Below are 19,838 nucleotides of genomic sequence, written 5' to 3' on the forward strand. Positions count from 1 at the left end.
CAGTGCGCAGGCCATTGGTGAACACGTCTCTATCAACTCGGCGCATCTTCCTGGCACAGTCTGTTGCCATGTGGCCGATGCAATGGCTATGAAGCGTCGGGTTGGCGGTCGTGATAGTGCGCCCGGGTCTTCTGTCGGAAGTCGGCGCACCAACATATCGGTAACAACAAATTGCGACACCAAGAACTATGATTGCTGCACTGAACGGCGGCATCGACGACATCGGCAAGGCCATGAGGCTGCACCGGGTCTGGATCGCGCTTGCCCATGAGGACATCGGCGACCAGCACAGACGAACAACGCTTGGGCCGCTCTGGTTGCTGGTCAACTATGTCGCGTTCGTGGGCACGTTCGTTTTCGTATTCCAGCCGGCCGGCAAGGATGCCGCAGGCTATGCGGCCTATGTTTCCATCGGACTTCTGGTGTGGTTCTACCTGATGGAAGTCATGTCCATGAGCGTGTCGCTGTTCCAGCGCGAAGAGAGCTTTATAGAAGGCACAACGCTGCCCCTGTTTGTCTATGTGATGCGGCTTGCCTTGCAATCAGTGATTCGTGCCGGCTATGCGATCGCGGGTTGTGTGGCCATTCTGATCTTGAGTGGCACTTCCATCACGTCCCCCTGGCTCTGGTCGATCGCGGGATTGCTGCTGATATTGCTGGTAACGCCCGCCCTGATCACAGTTTTCGCGTTTCTCGGAGCCTTCTTTCCCGACAGCCAATTCATTGTCGGCAATTTGCTGCGGGTAGGCATGTTCTTCACGCCTGTTTTCTGGGTGTACAACGGGCAAGGCGGAATACAGAAATACGCCTATCGCTGGAACCCGTTCACATATTTTCTGGAGATCGTGCGTTTGCCGATCATCAACGGAGAATTGCCAGTGCATGCTTTCGCCGTGACGATCATCACGTCTTTGGCCACATGGATGATTGCATTGCTGCTGCTTGGCCGCTACCGCAAGCAAGTCGTGTTCCTCATCTGAGTTTTCGATGGTTTCTATCAAGCTGGACAACGTTAGCCTTGTTTACAAGCTGCACGAGAAGCTGACGCTTTCCGCGCCGGACCGGCGCGTGGCCAACCCACGCGGCAGAATTGAAAGCTCTGGCAGAAAACAGTTCGTGCAGGCTCTGGATGGCATCAGTTTCGAACTGATGGCGGGAGATCGCCTAGGCCTGGTCGGCCCGAACGGGGCAGGCAAGACTACCCTTCTCAAGGTGCTTTACGGGATCTACGAACCATCAGGCGGGAGCGTAGCAATCAACGGCAAGGTCGATGCCCTGTTCAATATCAACATAGGCTTTCGCCGCGAGGCCACGGGGCGCAGGAACATCGTTTTGCGTGGTTTGATCAGCGGATGGACGGAAGACGAGATCGAGGAGAAAATGGAGGAGATCATAGCCTTCAGCGAGCTGGGCGATTTCATCGACCTGCCGTTCAAGGCCTACAGCCAGGGCATGGCCGCGCGGCTTGCCTTTTCAGCCGCGACCGCGCTCGATCCGGAAATCCTGCTGATGGACGAATGGATCGGCGCCGGCGACGCTTCTTTCCAGGAAAAAGCCAAAAGGCGCATGGACGAACTCGCGGAAAAGGCAGGCATCATCGTTCTGGCGAGCCACAGCGAGGCGCTTATACAGAGCGTGTGCACGAAAAGACTAGTGCTGAAAGGCGGTCAAATAGAGTCGTTCGTCACCGCACCATCTAACCGAAATCTGACGACAATAGTTTCGAAATGACCGTGGGAATTGCATACTCTTCCGGAGACAAATTCGCTAAATCCATATTTTCCTGAAAATCGAACCAAGTCATGCGACTAATCTGTTCAAGGGAATTAAAACGAGGCGAAAAATAACGTCGAGTTTCTCTCCAGATAAATGTCTGCGGGTTTCCCCGACTCGAAACAGTCAGATACGAGAGGCTGGGGAAGAAATCATGAACAGCATAGATCATTTTGTAAATATCCCCGTGCCAGGCGGCACCTGTTCCGCCTTCACGTGTCCTGGTAGCAAGGGCTAAATTAACTTCAGGTATTGATGAATATACATCAGATGGAATCGTATCATCAATAATAATTAAAGAATTATCTCCGGTAAACATTATAGCATTGCAGAAGTCACGAAATGTTTGCGGGAAAACATGCAGCCCGTCTAGAAAAACAATGTCAAATTTGGTCCCGCGCGCAACACCAGTGAAATAATCATCAGAGCTCATCTCGCAGAAGTGCTCGCCCTCTGACTCTCTTGATTTTGCATCGAACCTGAACTTTGGATCAACCCCAGTCTTACTAGGTATCGAAACAGAGAAAAAAGTCTCCCCGTCAGCAACGCCAACCTCAAGATATTTCTCGGCTTTCATCGCCGCAGCGACCAAATTGATTCGCCGACTAGAGTGATTACCATCGATAACCGTCAAATTGCGCCTCTTTTCCTAGAGCAAAATCCGAGCGGATAGAATCGATAGGGGTTTCGTTGGGATTGGAAATCTGATTCAGCATATCTGCTGGATTCGGAGGCCGGCATGGCATGGCGAAATCCTTATCGGAAGATTTGCGGGCTCGGGTGGTCGCAGCGGTTGATGGCGGCCTGTCGCGACGGGCGGCAGCGGCGCGATTTGGCGTGGCGGCGGCAAGCTCGGTGCGTTGGGTCCGGGAATGGCGCGAGACCGGAGCCACCTGCGCAAAGCCGCAGGGCGGCGACAGGCGGTCCCACCGCGTTGAAGCGTATCGCGACATCATCCTGGCGGCGATCGAGAGGCGGGTGGACATCACGCTGGTCGAACTCGCCGAGTTGCTGCGACAGGAGCATGGCGCGTCGTTTGCGACGAGCACGATCTGGCGGTTTCTCGATCGTCACTCCATGACCTTCAAAAAAAACGGCGCACGCCAGCGAGCAGGAGCGGCCAGACGTGGCGGCGCGACGAAACGCCTGGTTCGACGCCCAGCCCGATCTTGATCCCGAGCATCTGGTCTTCATCGACGAGACCGGAGCCTCGACAAAGATGGCTCGACTGCGGGGGCGCACGAAGCGCGGGATGCGGTGCCGATCGCCAATCCCGCATGGCCATTGGAAGACGACGACGTTCACCGGCGCCCTGCGCCTCACTGGCATGACCGCGCCAATGGTCCTGGACGGCCCGATGACTGGCGAATGGTTTGTCGCCTATGTCGAGCAGGTTCTCGTGCCGACGCTGCGGCCCGACGATGTCGTGATCCTCGACAACCTGCCGGCGCACAAAAGCGCAGCCGCCCGTGTGGCGATCGAAGCAACCGGCGCAAGGATGATGTTCCTCCCGCCCTATTCCCCCGACTTCAACCCGATCGAGAACGCCTTTTCCAAGCTGAAATCGATTCTACGCAAAGCCGCCGCACGAACCGTCGCGGAATTGTGGGATACCATCAGCGCCGCACTGCCTTGCTTCACACCAACCGAGTGCGCCAACTACTTCGCCGCAACAGGATATGAGCCGGAATGATCAGATTCTGCTCTAGTCTGGACCAGCTTCTGATAACGGGTAGCGGCATCATGCCGATTGTCAGGGCGACGTATGATAGAAGAACAGGCTGTGTCAGGGTGAGCAAAGTCGGATTCTTGGCTGCAACAACCAAGAAGAGCGCCGCGACACACCCTAGGGCAACATCCAGCCGGAAATGTTGCCGCGCGAAGATCATATTCATTGACGAAGCAACAAAGAAGTAGGGCGCTACAAGGAAAATATGAGATAAGCTCATCTGATAAAAGATGATGGGCGGTCCCCCATATGTTGAGAAAAAAATCGCCGCTGCCACGCTCATCACGGCAAGAACGAGACTGCATAAGCGACATCCCTTTCTCACGATAACGTATCCGAGGGTCCCCAAAACAATATAGCAAAGTGCCTCAACTGGGAGTGACCAGAGAGAACCGTTGACAGCAATAATATGGTTTTGCTGAAATACGCCAGGAAGGAAATAATGTACATTAAGCACAGCGTTTTTTAGGAAGTCAGCGACCAAAGGATTCGCAAAATATTCTGCTGTCGGCAAAGCGGAAACCAGCGGGCCAAGCACCAAGGCAGTCAGCAAGGTGCACACTATCAGCCCCGGAAAAATGCGTAACGCTCGCTTCCAGAAAAAATCAATGAAACTATCGGATCTGCGTAGGCTCTCCGTGACAAGAAAGCCGCTGATGATAAAGAAAATGACTACGCCCATGGAATTGACCGTCGAAGCGAAGACCGTCGGAACGCTGGGCATTGCGTTCAGCTCGTAGGAGTGACCCCATATAACCAATGTAGCTGCGGAAAACCGCAGAAAATCGAAGCTATTGTTCTGATGTTCCATTGTCCGATGAGGCTCTGTCGACGTTGATCACGTTAATGGGCGGGACAAAACTCTTGCAGGTTTGTATCGCCGGTTCAAGGCTGTTGGTGCGAAAATAGAAGCGATCAAGAATTTCGCATCAAGATAAGATCTTGATGATTTGCTCCACCCATAGGGTCATAATCAACTATCTCGAAAAAGCGAGCCCAGTGTTGCATTATATATTCTTTTGTGTGGTAGGTATTCTTATAAAAATCGGGCAGGCCCTCTGTAAGGCCGGCGTTTTCGTTGTAGAAAGCTCCATCTTTCGCGGCCTTGGTTTGCACATCGGGTGGAAACTGTTGAAGGTAGTTGTCTCCGTGAACCGTAACAATCAAGAATCCACCCGGCTTCGAAGCTCTCTTCAACTCCGTCAACCATTGATCTTGCATTCGAAGATCCAGGTGGGTGAAGACTGACACCGAGTAGATAAGGTCGAAGTAGGCGGAAGGCAGCGAGCATGGAGGGGTGTGCGGCAAGAGGATAAAATTTCCGAACCGGGAATAGTTGGCTTTTAACCACTCGATCGCTTCCTGATCGATATCAGCTCCGGCAAGTTCGTGATTGGGTCGTGTTTCCGCAAACCGGCGCAAAACCCGACCACAACCAACTCCAAAGTCCAGCACCGATTTGCAGTCGTTCAGAGAGAACGATGATCTCGTTAATATGCGTTCGAAGTCAGCCAGCAGGATGTCCCCGGAGCGTATAAAATCGCTGACATAGCCGCCTACAACTCGGCGCTGGAGGTGCGCAGGCGGGAGTGGCGGTGCGCCGGCGATCGCCAAGGCCTCACGTAGTTGCGACAACTCGACTTCTATATCTTTGGGCAGGATTTCGACGGTTCGAGTAACCGTCACCGGCGGCACCGGATTTGCCGGAAGCAGTGTTAATGGAGAAGCCGTATTAGTCTCGATTTTTCTCCTGCAAGCCCCAAGTTTAGACAATAGCGCCAGCATTGTTGTCGTCCTCTTCCGATGCGACCGAATCGACGTCGCAACCCGATTTGTTATCTACGGCAAATCCAATCGATCACGTTCTGATTCGCCAGCGAGCAGATGAACGCATTCCTAGCAACTATGAACGGGTGCAAGGGCCGGAGGGGCAAAGTTTGCGTCGAGGACGTTAGGAGCAACGTAACGTTCAAGAACATGTTGATAGAGGGCTAAGTCAACGTTGACCAACGAGTAAATGCGGTCGCGCAATGCAACTGGGATTTCACCGAGGGTGGGGCGCGAGTTGGTTACATTCGTATGAGCCATTGCTGCGTCTACCGGTAGGCCGAGTTTGGACCTTATCCCCATGGCAACCAGAGGCATGGCTTCCGTCACGCCCACAACCTCGAAGTGTTCTAGGTTCTTGATCGCTTTTTCCAGCAGTTGGTCAGGAGAGAGATGTGCGTTGGAGTCTCTGGCACTCAGTGTCGTCCCAAAAGCGATTTGCCAAGTTTGCGTGTTGACTGCATCTAGAATTATGAGATCATCGCGGCATTCAATAAATTCCTCAAGAGTAAGCCTCTTGGCTAGTCCTGGGCCGTAGGTGGTATCTGGCAGCTCTCTCCAATAATAATAAAGGCTTATAATTCGATCAAACGGATTTCTAATTACCGTAATTAATTTTCCATCTAATTTTGACGCTATATCGTATCCAATATGACAATCAAAAAGCCTGTAGTTCTTGATTGCCTCAAGATCAGGCGGAAATTGAGACTCGAATTGTAACGGGCAAACCTTCATGATCGTAAAACGGGCGAAGGGCATCTTTAAGCCAGGTTCCACCTGTTTTTCCAATATGGACGATCGCGACTTTCGGCGAATCGGACATTCCTGATTCCTTTTCGTCCCTGTCGATAAATTGGAATTCGTAACCGTGGTCAACCGGTCACAGTTAACAAGAGTCGACGAATAGCGTTTGACCCCAATCGCATTTCTGGTTTACCGCTCGCCAGAGTTCGAGACGTGAGGCTGCCCGTCCGACGCGCAGAGTGGTCCTCCGGTAGCAAGGAGTTGCCACAGATGCATCGGCTTGCTCTTGCGAACTGGCTATGGCACCGACATGTCCAGGGATCCAATACCCATGAAGAATGAGAGGCAGATCGCTGCCATTCCCGCACACGTAGAATATGAAGCGAAGGAGCGACAGCTGCAACTCGAGGTCGAACTGGAGAAGCAGGCCAATCGCATACAAGCTTTGGAAACCCAGGTTGACGCGCTGAGGGCGCAGATTGCACTTGATAGGCGGGGATACAAGCGCTTCACGCAAGCGGTTCGGCATGCTCTAGACCGGTTGCCAGGTGGTTCTCGTCTGATAGGTCTCTATTCAGCTTGGAAGGCACCAAGTCTGTCCGATTTTGCCGTTTCGGCGGATGTTCCAGAAGCTATTGCGAATCTTGCCGCTGATCGGACAGCCACGCTTTTTTCTGACTGGCACGTTGGCTCTGTCCGGGCCGCCAAGCAAGTTGCAGATGACGGTGAATTGGTCGATATCTCGATATCTGTTGTCCTGTACAACAGCTCGCAATGGATAGAAAGCTTCACCTCATCGCTCCTAAGGTCGAACTATCCGCAAGATAAGATAAGTGTGGTTTTCGTTGACAATGGGTCCACGGATGACACCGTTGATAAAGTCACGTCGTGGATCCAGAATTTCGGGACAGATTTTTCGGGCGTTACTCTGCTTCGTCGGAAAAATGACGGCTACGGTGCAGGAAACGACTCAGCCATCGCTCTATGCAAGACAGAGTTTGTTCTGGTGACCAATGTCGACGTAGACTTTGACCCAGATCTCCTTCGGCGCATCGTCGCGGCGGCTGTTTCTGACAGTGCGGATGTTGGTTGCTGGGAGGCGATGCAAACTCCCTATCAGCATCCTAAGTATCACGATCCGGTCACGCTCTTGACCAACTGGTGCAGCCACGCCTGCGTGCTGTTTCGGAAATCTGCTTACATTTCCGCGGGTGGATACGAAAAGCGTCTCTTCATGTATGGAGAGGATGTCGAACTATCATATCGTCTCCGCGCTGCCGGTTGGCGGCTGCGCTACGTACCCTTCGCGCGTCTTGTTCATCACAATGACATCAGCGACCAAAAGTTGCGTCCTTTGCAGCTGTCAGGCTCACTCGCCGCAAATGTACTCCTCAGTGTCTGACCCAAAAAGAAGTTGGGTGATATCAATGACTTGTGATTCAATCGGAGTTGCGAAGCCTCGACGGAGCATCACATGTGGACTGATATCACCCGCGCCAAGCATGCCCGAAAGGGACTACGTTATTCAAGCGATTTGACGGACGCGGAATGGATGGTTCTGGAACCGCTGCTTCCGCCTCGCTCGGCGCTTGGCCGCCCGCCGAAATGGTCGCAGCGGTCTATCATGGAGGGCGTGTTTTATGTGCTGCGTAGCGGTCTGCCTTGGCGAATGCTGCCCAGGGACTTGCCGCCGGTATCGACGGTGCAGCGCTATTTCTACGCTTGGCGCGACAGCGGCCTTTGGAACACGATCAACCACCTGCTGCTGGTGGCCGTGCGTGTCGCCGCAGGTCGGGAGGCGTCGCCCAGCGCCGGCGTAATCGACAGCCAAAGCGTGAAAACCACTGAAAGCGGCGGGCTTTGTGGCTACGATGCGGGCAAGAAGATCAAAGGCCGAAAGCGCCATATCCTGACCGACACCTTGGGCCTGCTGGTCGGCGCGATCGTCCATACCGCTGACATCCAGGACCGAGACGGCGCCCCCGAGGTTCTGGCTTCTATTCGGGAAAGCTTTCCCTGGCTGCGCCACGTCTTCGCCGATGGCGGCTACGCCGGTGAAAAACTCCAGACCGCGCTCAGGGGAAAAGGTGGCTGGACCCTCGAAATCATCAAGCGATCCGACGCCGCAAAAGGCTTCGTTCTGCTCCCGCGCCGGTGGTGGTGGAACGAACCTTCGCCTGGTTCGGCCGCAACCGACGCCTGTCCAAGGACTTCGAGCAGACCATCGAAAGCTCCACCGCTTGGCTGCTCCTCGCATCCGTTCAACTCATGACACGGCGCATCGCAAATCCATGATATCCATCAGAAATATTATGAGTCAGACTCTCAGGCATAGATACGGTCGCCCAATGGACGCATTTGTAGGAGAGGCTCTTCTGAGAGCGTTGAAGGCGACCACTCATGATCGGCAACGACTCCAGGCAGTTGAGGCGGCAGTTCGAACAGTTCGCAAGCATAGGCGCGCATTTATGGCGACTCGCAAACGCCGAAACAGTTTTTTCCCATTTTCAGGATTCGACTATGACATAATCCGTGACGGGGCAATGTTCAGACATAAAGCGGAGCTTTCTCTGAAAGGTTCGCCAACCGTCTCCGTCATAACCAGGACTATGGAGGGAAGGAATTGGCTTCTTAGGGAAGCAATATCGTCCGTTCTCAATCGAACATATCCAAATATACAACATATAATTGTTGAGGATAAGGGTCAAAGTGCTGAAGGCCTGGTAGAACAGGTAAAAAAAGTATATCGGGCGGATATTGTATATTGCAGATCGACAAAGGGAGGTCGGACGGCTGCGGGAAACGCCGGACTAGAGCAAAATCCGAGCGGATAGAATCGATAGGGGTTTCGTTGGGATTGGAAATCTGATTCAGCATATCTGCTGGATTCGGAGGCCGGCATGGCATGGCGAAATCCTTATCGGAAGATTTGCGGGCTCGGGTGGTCGCAGCGGTTGATGGCGGCCTGTCGCGACGGGCGGCAGCGGCGCGATTTGGCGTGGCGGCGGCAAGCTCGGTGCGTTGGGTCCGGGAATGGCGCGAGACCGGAGCCACCTGCGCAAAGCCGCAGGGCGGCGACAGGCGGTCCCACCGCGTTGAAGCGTATCGCGACATCATCCTGGCGGCGATCGAGAGGCGGGTGGACATCACGCTGGTCGAACTCGCCGAGTTGCTGCGACAGGAGCATGGCGCGTCGTTTGCGACGAGCACGATCTGGCGGTTTCTCGATCGTCACTCCATGACCTTCAAAAAAAACGGCGCACGCCAGCGAGCAGGAGCGGCCAGACGTGGCGGCGCGACGAAACGCCTGGTTCGACGCCCAGCCCGATCTTGATCCCGAGCATCTGGTCTTCATCGACGAGACCGGAGCCTCGACAAAGATGGCTCGACTGCGGGGGCGCACGAAGCGCGGGATGCGGTGCCGATCGCCAATCCCGCATGGCCATTGGAAGACGACGACGTTCACCGGCGCCCTGCGCCTCACTGGCATGACCGCGCCAATGGTCCTGGACGGCCCGATGACTGGCGAATGGTTTGTCGCCTATGTCGAGCAGGTTCTCGTGCCGACGCTGCGGCCCGACGATGTCGTGATCCTCGACAACCTGCCGGCGCACAAAAGCGCAGCCGCCCGTGTGGCGATCGAAGCAACCGGCGCAAGGATGATGTTCCTCCCGCCCTATTCCCCCGACTTCAACCCGATCGAGAACGCCTTTTCCAAGCTGAAATCGATTCTACGCAAAGCCGCCGCACGAACCGTCGCGGAATTGTGGGATACCATCAGCGCCGCACTGCCTTGCTTCACACCAACCGAGTGCGCCAACTACTTCGCCGCAACAGGATATGAGCCGGAATGATCAGATTCTGCTCTAGGCGACGCCTCATACGGGATGTACCTCTACGCATTTCCTGTCCAACAGACTTTCGTTCTGGTGATAGGGACAGGGATATATTTTGAGGCACAACTTTTTCTGAGTCTGTTGGTCGCCGCTGCTCTTGGATACGCATCATGGCATGTGGCGGAAAAACATGCCCTGAAGCTGAAAGGGGTTTTGCGGCAAATCATATCCAAGCGTGGGCAGAACCAAATTGTCACGGAGACGACGTAGAGAATTCTACTTTTCCACCAGCCGAGCCTATTCGAGTCTCCTCGGCGTCACAGATTTGCAGCTGTGTGTTAAAAGTATCTTCCGTCGGTTTCCTAATCAGCTATCGGTCGGCTTCTCCAGAAGAACCGGCATGCATGTTTTCCTCCACCAGTCGGCGCACCACGCCTTCGGTCGATTCCCGCCAGTTGGGCCCGTTCCACCCGAACGTCGCCGTAAATCTTGCCGTCGAAAGCCGCGAATTGGCAGGGCGCCGTGCCTTGGTCGGGTAGTCCATGGTAGCAATGTCTCGTACCCGCGCCCAAGGGCCACCAAACGCTTGGCTTGTATCCAGGATGTGACGGGCGAAGCCACTCCAGGTGGTCTCGCCTGTGCCTGCCAGATGGTAGGTGCCGAACGCGCCGAAATCTTTGTCGCTGCCAATCCTCGCAGCCACACACAAGATAGCGTCCGCGATATCCAGCGCCGAGGTCGGGTTCCCCCACTGATCTGCCACCACCGCTATCTCGTCGCGCTCGGCTGCGAGCCGCAGCATGGTTTCTACGAAATTCTTGCCGAACGGGCTGTAGACCCATGCCGTACGCAGGATCAGATGGCGAGGGTTGGACACCGCCACTGCCTGTTCGCCCGCCAGCTTGGAAGCACCATAGACGCTGCATGGCGCGGGCGGGTCGGTTTCCACATAGGCGCGGCCGGCGGTGCCGTCGAAGACATAGTCGGTCGAAAGGTGAATGATGGGAATGCCAAGGCGCGCCGTTGCTTCGGCCACCTTGCCTGCGCCCACCGCATTCACGGCAAAGGCTGCCTCGGGTTCGTCCTCGGCCTGGTCCACTGCTGTGTACGCGGCGGCCGAGACGACAAGATCCGGCCGTGACGCCGCGAGCGCTTCGGCCACGGTTTCCGGCCTCGCCAGATCAAGTTGCGGCCGCCCGATGGCGATGACCTCCACGCCCGCGCGCGCCTGCGCAAGCTTCAGCAGGCTTCTGGCGACCTGACCCTCGCGCCCGGTGACGACAATCCTCACGCCGCGCCCTTTCGCGCTTCGCCCAGCCGCTCGCCGGCGTAACGCTCGCGCCGTATCGGCCCCCACCACCACTCGTTCTGGAGATACCAGTCGACGGTCCTGGCAAGGCCGCTGTCGAAGGTCTCCCGCGGCGTCCAGCCGAGATCCCGGCCTATCTTGGATGCATCGATCGCATAGCGGCGGTCGTGGCCGGGGCGGTCCGTGACAAAAGTGATGAGTTCGCGATAGCGCCTGCCACTGGAGCGCGGCCGCTTGCGGTCGAGAAGATCGCAGATGGTTTCCACCACCTCAAGGTTGGTGCGCTCCGAACCGCCGCCGACATTGTAGCTCTCGCCCGCCATGCCACGCGTCGCGACCATCGCCAGGGCACGCGCATGGTCCTCGACGAAAAGCCAGTCGCGCACATTGGCGCCGGCGCCATAGACCGGCAGCGGCTTCTCGTCGAGCGCGTTCAGGATGACGAGCGGGATCAATTTCTCGGGAAAATGGAACGGACCATAATTGTTAGAGCAGTTCGACAGTACGACCGGCAGGCCATAGGTGTCATGCCAGGCGCGAACCAGATGATCGGACGCCGCCTTTGACGCGGAATAGGGCGAGGACGGTGCATAGGGCGTCTCTTCGGTGAAGACGCCGCTGTCGAAGGGCAGATCGCCGAACACCTCATCGGTCGAGACATGATGGAAGCGAAAACGGCCTCTCCGCTCGTCGGACAGCCCGCGCCAATATTGCAGCGCCGAGTTGAGCAGCCGGTAAGTCCCGACAATGTTGGTCTCGATGAACGCGCCCGGCCCGTCGATGGACCGGTCGACATGGCTCTCCGCGGCGAGATGCATCACGATGTCGATGTCGTGGCGATGCAGTATCTCGAGGACGCTCCTGTCATCGCAAATGTCGGCATGCTCGAATCGGTAATTGTGCGCATTCTCGATTGGCCGCAGCGAGGCAAGATTCCCCGCATAGGTGAGCTTGTCGAGATTGGTGACGTTGTAGCCTGGATTGGCGCACAAATGCCGGCACACAGCCGAGCCGATGAAACCCGCGCCTCCGGTGACCAGGAAATTCATGCCGCCCTCCTCATGCGAACACCTCGGCGGCGGCGAGCGTTGGCGCCTTGAGGTCCTTGTCCGAAAGTTGAAACCCACCGGCCACCGGAGGCCAGTCGATGCCAATGCTGGGATCGTTGAAGCGGATCGACCGGTCATGCTCCGGCGAATAAGTGTCGGTGACCTTATACAGAACCTCAGTGTCCGGCACGAGCGTCACGAAGCCGTGCGCAAAGCCCTTGGGTACCAGAATCTGGTTGCCCCTCTCGGCGGAAACCTCAAGCGCGACCCATTTTCCAAAGGTTCCCGAGCCCTTGCGGATATCGACCGCAACATCGAGAATCCTGCCGCGGATGACGCGGACAAGCTTGTCCTGCGCGCGCGGCGGGAGCTGATAATGAAGTCCCCTCAGCACGCCCGCGGCGGCGGAATAGGAGTGATTGTCCTGGACGAAATGCAGGTCGATGCCCGCCTCCGAAAACCGCTGGGCATTGTAGGTTTCGACGAAGAACCCGCGTGCGTCGCCGAACCGCTTCGGCATGATCTCCAGCACGCCGCCGAGACCAAGAGACCTAACCTCCAGCACCTAGCCCTCCGACAGGTCGATGACACGCCGGCGCAGATAGGCGGCATATTCATTCTTGCCCAGGCGATCGGCACGCTGCAGAACCTTGTCCGCCGTCAACCAGCCCTGTTCAAAAGCAATTTCCTCGGGGCAAGCAACCTTGATGCCTTGACGATGCTCGATCGTTCGCACGAACGACGAGGCTTCGTGCAGGCTGTCATGCGTGCCGGTGTCGAGCCATGCATAGCCGCGACCGAGTTGGTGAACCTGCAACTGCCCACGTTCCAGGTAGACATTGTTGATCGCGGTGATCTCGAGTTCGCCACGCTCTGACGGCCGGATCGTCGGAGCGATATTGACGACATCATTGTCGTAGAAATAGAGGCCCGTGATGGCCCAGTTGGACTTTGGCTGTCGCGGCTTCTCCTCGATTGTCAGCGCCTGGCCAGTACCCTTTTCGAAGGAGACCACGCCGTAACGCTGGGGATCATCGACATGGTAGGCGAATACCGACGCGCCGCTTTCGCGCGAAGCCGCGGTTCGGCAGAGCCGTGACAGACCCTCGCCGAAGTAGATATTGTCGCCAAGGATCATCGACACGCTGTCCATGCCGATGAAGTCGCGGCCGATGATGAACGCTTCCGCCAAGCCGTTGGGATGGGGCTGCTCCGCATAGGACAACTCGAGCCCGAACTCCGAACCGTCGCCAAGCAAATCACGGAAAACCGGCAAGTCGCGCGGCGTTGAGATGACCAGAATCTCGCGAATCCCCGCCAGCATCAACACGCTCAGCGGATAATAGATCATCGGCTTGTCGTATATCGGAAGAACTTGCTTAGATATCGCTAATGTTAGCGGATAGAGCCTGGTTCCGCTGCCTCCGGCAAGGATAATCCCTTTCAACAAGCTCTCCTTGAACTGTCGTGGCCCCCAGCCCCTGACGCAAGTTGATCGTTGCTTAGGTTTCGCGCGACGGCTTGTCAATCTTGGGTAGGAACAAACGCCGGGATTGCCCCGGCGAGAACAGGACTGAGCACCCATGCGGAGGCAGGACAAGCCGCGGGTCCTCGAACCGTCGGATGGACAAACCTGATCACCCGGTGCACGGGTTTCCGCGGATTCCAGTCGCACAGGCGGGGAGACATCGGGAGAGCTCGCAATTGGGCCACCAATTGTCAGATCGATACGGGGCAGTATGCGGACTAGGACGAGGCCCCGACCGGCACAAACAGCTTATCGCCATTGTGATCGACCTCCATCAACGCCCTCTTCTGACTTGAGCGTTCCGCGAACCCTCGATGAAAGATGATGGCGTTCATATAGGCAAACGTCATCACAAGTGCGGCGGTGCGCAACGGATAGTCGACCAGGGAGTGGACAAGCAGGAAAGATACTGAGAGTCTGACTCATAATATTTCTGATGGATATCATGGATTTGCGATGCGCCGTGTCATGAGTTGAACGGATGCGAGGAGCAGCCAAGCCGTGGAGCTTTCGATGGTCTGCTCGAAGTCCTTGGACAGGCGTCGGTTGCGGCCGAACCAGGCGAAGGTTCGTTCCACCACCCACCGGCGCGGGAGCAGGACGAAGCCTTTTGCGGCGTCGGATCGCTTGATGATTTCGAGGGTCCAGCCACCTTTTCCCCTGAGCGCGGTCTGGAGTTTTTCACCGGCGTAGCCGCCATCGGCGAAGACGTGGCGCAGCCAGGGAAAGCTTTCCCGAATAGAAGCCAGAACCTCGGGGGCGCCGTCTCGGTCCTGGATGTCAGCGGTATGGACGATCGCGCCGACCAGCAGGCCCAAGGTGTCGGTCAGGATATGGCGCTTTCGGCCTTTGATCTTCTTGCCCGCATCGTAGCCACAAAGCCCGCCGCTTTCAGTGGTTTTCACGCTTTGGCTGTCGATTACGCCGGCGCTGGGCGACGCCTCCCGACCTGCGGCGACACGCACGGCCATCAGCAGCAGGTGGTTGATCGTGTTCCAAAGGCCGCTGTCGCGCCAAGCGTAGAAATAGCGCTGCACCGTCGATACCGGCGGCAAGTCCCTGGGCAGCATTCGCCAAGGCAGACCGCTACGCAGCACATAAAACACGCCCTCCATGATAGACCGCTGCGACCATTTCGGCGGGCGGCCAAGCGCCGAGCGAGGCGGAAGCAGCGGTTCCAGAACCATCCATTCCGCGTCCGTCAAATCGCTTGAATAACGTAGTCCCTTTCGGGCATGCTTGGCGCGGGTGATATCAGTCCACATGTGATGCTCCGTCGAGGCTTCGCAACTCCGATTGAATCACAAGTCATTGATATCACCCAACTTCTTTTTGGGTCAGACACTGAGAGAAATGCCGCCTTCTGAAGCGGCTCACGGCGAATTCCGGCATATGAAACAAGAAGCAACATAAAATAGATCGCCATCAGCACAACCGCAAAAATCCCACCTTCGAAGGCTATCTCCAGATAGTCATTGTGGGCGTGATTCACGTAGGCGCTAAAGATCATCCCCTCTTTTTCATATACCTGATAGGCTTTTTGGAAATTGCCGAATCCGATGCCGGTGACCCAGTTTTCCTTGATCCCTTCGATGGTGGTGCGAGCAAACTCAGCGCGCCCGAAAGCCGGATCAATCACTTTTGCATCGATCTTCGTCCAGGCGCCAATCGTGTAGATCGAAAGGCCGACGAAAAGCACGAGGATGCCAAGCCCACTTATCCTGGAGCGTGCGGACAGAAAAATGACCGATATCATGGTGATCGCCAGCCCGATGAGAACGCCGGCACGCGACCCGGCGGCCAAAAGCAGCAGCAGCAGCGTGACCAGTCCAAGCGCACCGGATACGAGATGCCCACGGAACAGGCCGTAATAGACGACGAAAGGGATGGAAACAAAAAGCAGAGCCGAAAAATGGTTCTGATTGGCAAAAAGCCCGGCATTGATCGTAAACGGCAACAATCCCTTGATGGCAATGTCATTGGAGAGCGAATATTGGATCGCTCCAGCCAGGCCGTTGCAGATGACGCCCATGAAAAAGAACGGCAGCAGGCCATAAACCTGTTCGATGCGCAAACGCATCACGCTCAAGAAGAACGCGGACGATGCCACAAGATAAAGCAGGCATTCTATCGTTCGCCCGACTCCCACGCTGACAAAGCGAAATCGGGTTTCTCCGGCCAGCCAAGGATCGCCCAGTAAAAACTCCGGCCGAAAGTGGCTGAAGAAGGCAGCGGGCAGCGGGACGACCTGAAGCACCAGCAACGCCCCGGCAAAGAAAAGCAGCCACACGGCAAATCTGGGAGCGCCCTGGCTCGATGTCCGGGAAAAAACCACGGCCCCCGTGACGATCGCCATGATCTCGATCAGCGTGTCCGTAAAGAGGCCACTTGCCGTGCCCCCGCCAATCAGCAGGGAGACAAACAAAACCGAGCCGAGGAGATATTTATCCCATTCCGACACCCGCCCGCTCACGACGAAATTCTCTCGATGCTCAATTTGTGCATGATCAATGTGCCGACATATCGATACCGCCAGCTCTCGGCGATGGCGGCGGTTTCCAACCTCAACAACTGCATGGGGCACGCAGCCGGCCCGATCGAAAAATCCTGACTTAGATTCTGGCGATTGAAGGTGCCTTCGGGAATTTCGAAGCGCGTCATTTCGCCAGCCGGGTCCACACATCTGATCGACCAGAACAAATCCTTTGGAAGCTTCAGATTTCGTGCGGATGCGATAAGCGATATCTTGTAGGATCCCGGCGGCAATTCAATGTACTGCTGCAGGGCGGAGTTCTTGACCGGGGTGTTCAAGAACCTGATTGTCACCCCTTCCTCGCCCTCGACGACATCCTGGGATGTTGCAAAGGTGACGTCCATTCCCGACTGGTCACGAACCTGCCAGTCGAAAGGCTTGCCACTGAATACGGGTTCGAAGGTACCATTGAAAATGTATCCGCCCAATTTCCGCTCCTGCTCGGACAGGCTGAACAGAAACAGCCGGTATGCCGGCTCGTATTGCTTCTGACGAATGTAGCCGCCAATCACGGTGGACAACTCGCGCGGTTCTGGCGGCGCGCCCGACGCTGTCAGATCGAGCAGCAGCCGGTTCGCGGTATCGAGTCCTTGCGGCGTCTTGACGAGGGACGCGAACAGGCTGGCTCGCCATGGCGCCTCCGCCGTAATGGCCGCCAGCACTGCCTTGTAGCCACCAGGATTGGAGAGGACCAGCGGCAACCCGTCGGCGATGGCGGAAAACCTGTCCGGCCAGCGCCGCAGCAATATGTCGATCTCGCCGACGGCCTTTGACAGATCGCCTGTTTCAACTGAACGGCCAATCGACCTCTGCAAAGCGTGTATTTCTGTCTTGGAGAGCTTTCGAGCCCGGTCGAAAAGCTCGTAAGCCTGATCTCTTTCACCCTGCCGATACTTGATCTCGCCAAGCAGGCTGTAGAGACGCGCGTCCCCGACGTCAAAGCGAAGCGCCCCCTCGGTCCTAGTAGCCAATGCCTTGAGATCAGGCGCCTTGCTTGTGTCATTCAGTTCGCCGGTGATCTCACCTATCAGCGCGTCGACGTTCAGAGGATTGAGCGCCAGGGAAACGGCAGGCGTCTCGGTTTCAAGAAACCGACTTAGCCCGATCGATGAAGCCACCAATACCAGAGCGGATGCGACGAACAAAACGCCTGAACGCCGGAGATTTTGCATGAGCGGCATGGTCTGCTCCGTCATCGACTTTGCCCTCAATCCTTGGAGTATTCGAACCGTATTCGTAATATTGATAGTTCATATACTTATAGGCGTAGTTGTAATCGAACTTGTTGACGGAAAATTTGGACATCGCGGCGCCAACAACATTAGCCCCTGCGGCCCGCAGGCGCTTCAATGCTGTCTTCGCCGACTTTCGTGTCACCTGGTTGGTGGAGATCACCATCAATGTGCCTTCGGCAAGCCGGCTGAGAATGGGAGCATCCGAAAGCCCCACTACCGGCGGCGCATCGATGATGACCAAGTCGAAGCGCTTGCCAAGATTGGTGATGATCAACGCCATCTTCGGTGACGACAGCAGGTCGGCAGGGTTCGGCGGGATTGTTCCCGAGGTCAACACAGCCACGTTGGGGTATTTCGTCGCCCTGAAGATCCCGGCCAGATCCTCCTTGCGGACGGTGTTGGTGAGGAGGTTGCTCAGGCCCATCGTGTTGTCGAGGCCGAACAGCCGATGGAGGTTCGGCTTTCTAAGATCGCCGTCGACAAGGAGAACCCTGGCGCCCAGAGCCGCAAAATCCTGGCCGAGCTTGAACGAGGTGGTCGACTTTCCCTCCGACGGCTCCGAACTGGTGACCAGCAGCGACCGTGGCGCGCCTTCCGCGCCCGAGAACTGCAGGGAAGTACGCAGCGAACGATAGGCTTCCGACAACCCTGATTTCTGGTCGGCGACGCTGGCCGCAACCTCCCGGTCGTCGACCATCGGCAAGATGCCGAGCATGGCCAGCCCTAGCTCCTTCTCGATCTGCTCGGGATTGGTGAAGGTGTTGTTCAACAGCTCGATAATGTAGATGACCGAGGCGCTCAGCGCCATGAAGAGCGCCAGCGCAATCGCCAGATTGATGCTCAGGCGGGGTGAATAGGGTCGCTCGGGCTGGGTCGCGAAATCAACGATAGCAGCACTTTGTGTCTTGAGTTCTGAACTGACGCCAACCTCGTTGAGCTTGGCGATTAGGCTATCATATTGCGACCGGTTCGAATCGACCTCGCGCTTGAGGATCGTGTATTTGATATTCTTGTCATTGAAGACGACCTGCTGCTTTTCCATCTCGACGAGTTTTGACTTCAGGTCGGCTTCCTTGTTCTGCGCTTCTTGATACTTCTGCCGCAACGAATCCGTGATCGCCAGGACTCCGTTGTTATAGAGGCGCTGCAACTCCTTTATCTGCGACTGCAACTGCTGCATTTCCGGGAAGCCGGGTTTCAGTATGCCGAGTTTCTGCTGGTACTGGCTGGTCAGATCCGCCAGCTTCTCGTTGAGTTTCTGCAATCCCACGCTTTCAAGGACTGGACCCAGACTTGCGCCGCGCCCCTTGTCGATCTGATCCACCGCCCGTCCGGCATCGAGACGGTCCTGGATCGCCGTGGCAAGCGCGGTGTTCAGGGCCTCGATGTTCGAGCCTATCAGCGATTTGTCATTGCCGGTGATCGTGATGCCCGCATCCTTGGCGTAGGCAACCAGTTCCTCTTCGGACTTCTGCAGCTTCTGCTTGACCTGCAAAACCTGCTCCTGGATGAACTGCCGCGCCAGATCGGAGGTTTCGCTGGTCTGGTCGACACGCTGATCTATAAAGCTCTGCGCAATCTGGTTGGCGACGTCACTTGCATATTTCGGCTTCTGGTCCACAAAGGTGATCGACAGCAGGCTGGTGTTGGTCACCAGATTGACGGTCAGATCATTCAAAATGCGGTTGATCGCGATGCTCTCGCGCTGCTCAGGGGTTTTTTCCTCGACCGAGGCCGATTTGGAAATCCCGAAGGCACGATAGAAGATATTGCCGAGCGAGAAGTCTGGCGTCGGAAACAGGAAATCGGGCTTTTCGCTGAGGCCGAGCTGGAAGACGACGCGTTGGGCCAGCGCACGGCTTTTCAGCTTTTCACGCGCGGTCAGGAAGGCCCGAACGTCACTGTTTTCGGAAACCACCTCGATGTCCTGGAAAACCTTTGCCGAAGGGACCAGTACCTCCAGCTGGGTCGTTGCCTGATACTTCGGTGTCTGCATCATGGTCACGACGACACCGGCCACGAGCCCGGCTGCGGCCATCATGACAATCAGCCATCGATACTGAACAACGTAGAAAAGCAGCCTGAGCGGATTGAACCCCTGGTCCTGATCGGAATGGTCGCGGCCATACGGGCTATAGTTCTGCGCGCCATCATAATAGAGATCCGCGGACACAGCCTGACCGTGTCCGGGACCTGCGATTTGATGCTGACTGTTGCGATCGAGCATTGCGCGGGGTGATCCTAGATTCGTCTGAATTCTGGCGAGGCCATGATC

General features: G+C 56.4%; 18 protein-coding genes. 6 read left to right on the forward strand and 12 right to left on the reverse strand.

The window, feature by feature from the left end:
• Positions 1-188 precede the first annotated feature (188 nt).
• Positions 189-980: an ABC transporter permease gene (locus LGH82_RS10495; RefSeq protein ID WP_227348420.1), complete on the forward strand. Its 792-nt coding sequence runs from the start codon at positions 189-191 to the stop codon at positions 978-980.
• 7 nt (positions 981-987) lie between these two features.
• Positions 988-1,731: an ABC transporter ATP-binding protein gene (locus LGH82_RS10500; protein WP_227348421.1), complete on the forward strand. Its 744-nt coding sequence runs from the start codon at positions 988-990 to the stop codon at positions 1,729-1,731.
• Here the strand turns inward: LGH82_RS10500 and LGH82_RS10505 are convergent.
• Positions 1,697-2,407, reverse strand: coding sequence for a class I SAM-dependent methyltransferase (locus LGH82_RS10505; RefSeq protein ID WP_227348422.1), 711 nt, complete (start codon positions 2,405-2,407; stop codon positions 1,697-1,699). The genes LGH82_RS10500 and LGH82_RS10505 overlap by 35 nt on opposite strands.
• 110 nt (positions 2,408-2,517) lie before the next feature.
• On the opposite strand from LGH82_RS10505, the gene LGH82_RS10510 reads away from it, so the two are divergent.
• Positions 2,518-3,466 (forward strand): IS630 family transposase gene (locus LGH82_RS10510; protein WP_227343924.1). Its coding sequence is split into 2 segments (ribosomal slippage): positions 2,518-2,861 and positions 2,860-3,466, totalling 951 coding nucleotides; the frame shifts between segments, so codons are not numbered across the junction.
• Here the strand turns inward: LGH82_RS10510 and LGH82_RS10515 are convergent.
• The 3 genes from LGH82_RS10515 to LGH82_RS10525 all read right to left on the reverse strand — a co-directional run bounded on the left by LGH82_RS10515 (position 3,411) and on the right by LGH82_RS10525 (position 6,106).
• Entirely contained in the window at positions 3,411-4,313 is a 903-nt protein-coding gene (locus LGH82_RS10515) for an acyltransferase family protein (RefSeq protein ID WP_227348423.1), read from the reverse strand. The genes LGH82_RS10510 and LGH82_RS10515 overlap by 56 nt on opposite strands.
• A 104-nt stretch (positions 4,314-4,417) precedes the next feature.
• On the reverse strand, positions 4,418-5,287 hold the full coding sequence (locus LGH82_RS10520) for a class I SAM-dependent methyltransferase (RefSeq protein ID WP_227348424.1): 870 nt from the start codon (positions 5,285-5,287) through the stop codon (positions 4,418-4,420).
• A gap of 111 nt (positions 5,288-5,398) precedes the next feature.
• Complete coding sequence (locus LGH82_RS10525) at positions 5,399-6,106, reverse strand: sulfotransferase domain-containing protein (protein ID WP_227348425.1); 708 nt, start codon at positions 6,104-6,106, stop codon at positions 5,399-5,401.
• A 298-nt stretch (positions 6,107-6,404) separates the two neighbouring features.
• Here LGH82_RS10525 and LGH82_RS10530 point away from each other — a divergent pair, with 298 nt between their 5' ends.
• The 3 genes from LGH82_RS10530 to LGH82_RS10545 all read left to right on the forward strand — a co-directional run bounded on the left by LGH82_RS10530 (position 6,405) and on the right by LGH82_RS10545 (position 9,927).
• Entirely contained in the window at positions 6,405-7,475 is a 1,071-nt protein-coding gene (locus LGH82_RS10530) for a glycosyltransferase family 2 protein (RefSeq protein ID WP_227348426.1), read from the forward strand.
• Between the two features lie 72 nt (positions 7,476-7,547).
• A protein-coding gene (locus LGH82_RS10535; RefSeq protein WP_264484376.1) for an IS5 family transposase occupies positions 7,548-8,368 on the forward strand; the annotation gives its coding sequence in 2 pieces (ribosomal slippage) (positions 7,548-8,232 and positions 8,232-8,368; 822 coding nt in all).
• 610 nt (positions 8,369-8,978) lie between these two features.
• Positions 8,979-9,927, forward strand: a protein-coding gene (locus tag LGH82_RS10545) for an IS630 family transposase (RefSeq protein ID WP_227343924.1) whose coding sequence is annotated in 2 segments (ribosomal slippage) — positions 8,979-9,322 and positions 9,321-9,927 — 951 coding nt in all. Because the reading frame shifts where the segments join, the coding sequence is not laid out codon by codon here.
• Between the two features lie 352 nt (positions 9,928-10,279).
• Here LGH82_RS10545 and rfbD read toward each other — a convergent pair.
• From rfbD to LGH82_RS10585, 8 genes are all read right to left on the reverse strand, one after another.
• The gene (gene rfbD, locus LGH82_RS10550) at positions 10,280-11,200 is read right to left on the reverse strand and encodes a dTDP-4-dehydrorhamnose reductase (RefSeq protein WP_227348428.1); all 921 of its coding nucleotides are present in this window, start codon (positions 11,198-11,200) and stop codon (positions 10,280-10,282) included.
• Positions 11,197-12,267: a dTDP-glucose 4,6-dehydratase gene (gene rfbB, locus LGH82_RS10555; protein ID WP_227348429.1), complete on the reverse strand. Its 1,071-nt coding sequence runs from the start codon at positions 12,265-12,267 to the stop codon at positions 11,197-11,199. Before rfbB ends, rfbD begins: the two co-directional genes overlap by 4 nt.
• 10 nt (positions 12,268-12,277) lie before the next feature.
• On the reverse strand, positions 12,278-12,832 hold the full coding sequence (gene rfbC, locus LGH82_RS10560; protein WP_227348430.1) for a dTDP-4-dehydrorhamnose 3,5-epimerase: 555 nt from the start codon (positions 12,830-12,832) through the stop codon (positions 12,278-12,280).
• The gene (gene rfbA, locus LGH82_RS10565; protein ID WP_227348431.1) at positions 12,833-13,714 is read right to left on the reverse strand and encodes a glucose-1-phosphate thymidylyltransferase RfbA; all 882 of its coding nucleotides are present in this window, start codon (positions 13,712-13,714) and stop codon (positions 12,833-12,835) included.
• A gap of 524 nt (positions 13,715-14,238) precedes the next feature.
• Positions 14,239-15,060 carry an IS5 family transposase gene (locus tag LGH82_RS10570; RefSeq protein WP_227343936.1) on the reverse strand — a complete coding sequence of 274 codons (822 nt, stop codon included), beginning with the start codon at positions 15,058-15,060 and terminating at the stop codon, positions 14,239-14,241.
• Complete coding sequence (locus tag LGH82_RS10575) at positions 14,997-16,268, reverse strand: O-antigen ligase family protein (RefSeq protein ID WP_227348432.1); 1,272 nt, start codon at positions 16,266-16,268, stop codon at positions 14,997-14,999. Before LGH82_RS10575 ends, LGH82_RS10570 begins: the two co-directional genes overlap by 64 nt.
• Positions 16,265-17,524: a tetratricopeptide repeat protein gene (locus LGH82_RS10580; protein ID WP_227348433.1), complete on the reverse strand. Its 1,260-nt coding sequence runs from the start codon at positions 17,522-17,524 to the stop codon at positions 16,265-16,267. The genes LGH82_RS10575 and LGH82_RS10580 overlap by 4 nt, the downstream gene beginning before the upstream one ends.
• Positions 17,412-19,736, reverse strand: a complete 2,325-nt coding sequence (locus LGH82_RS10585; RefSeq protein WP_227348434.1) for a GumC family protein — start codon at positions 19,734-19,736, stop codon at positions 17,412-17,414. The genes LGH82_RS10580 and LGH82_RS10585 overlap by 113 nt, the downstream gene beginning before the upstream one ends.
• Positions 19,737-19,838: the final 102 nt, after the last annotated feature.

The organism is Mesorhizobium sp. PAMC28654 (assembly GCF_020616515.1).
In the GTDB taxonomy this organism is placed as follows: domain Bacteria; phylum Pseudomonadota; class Alphaproteobacteria; order Rhizobiales; family Rhizobiaceae; genus Mesorhizobium.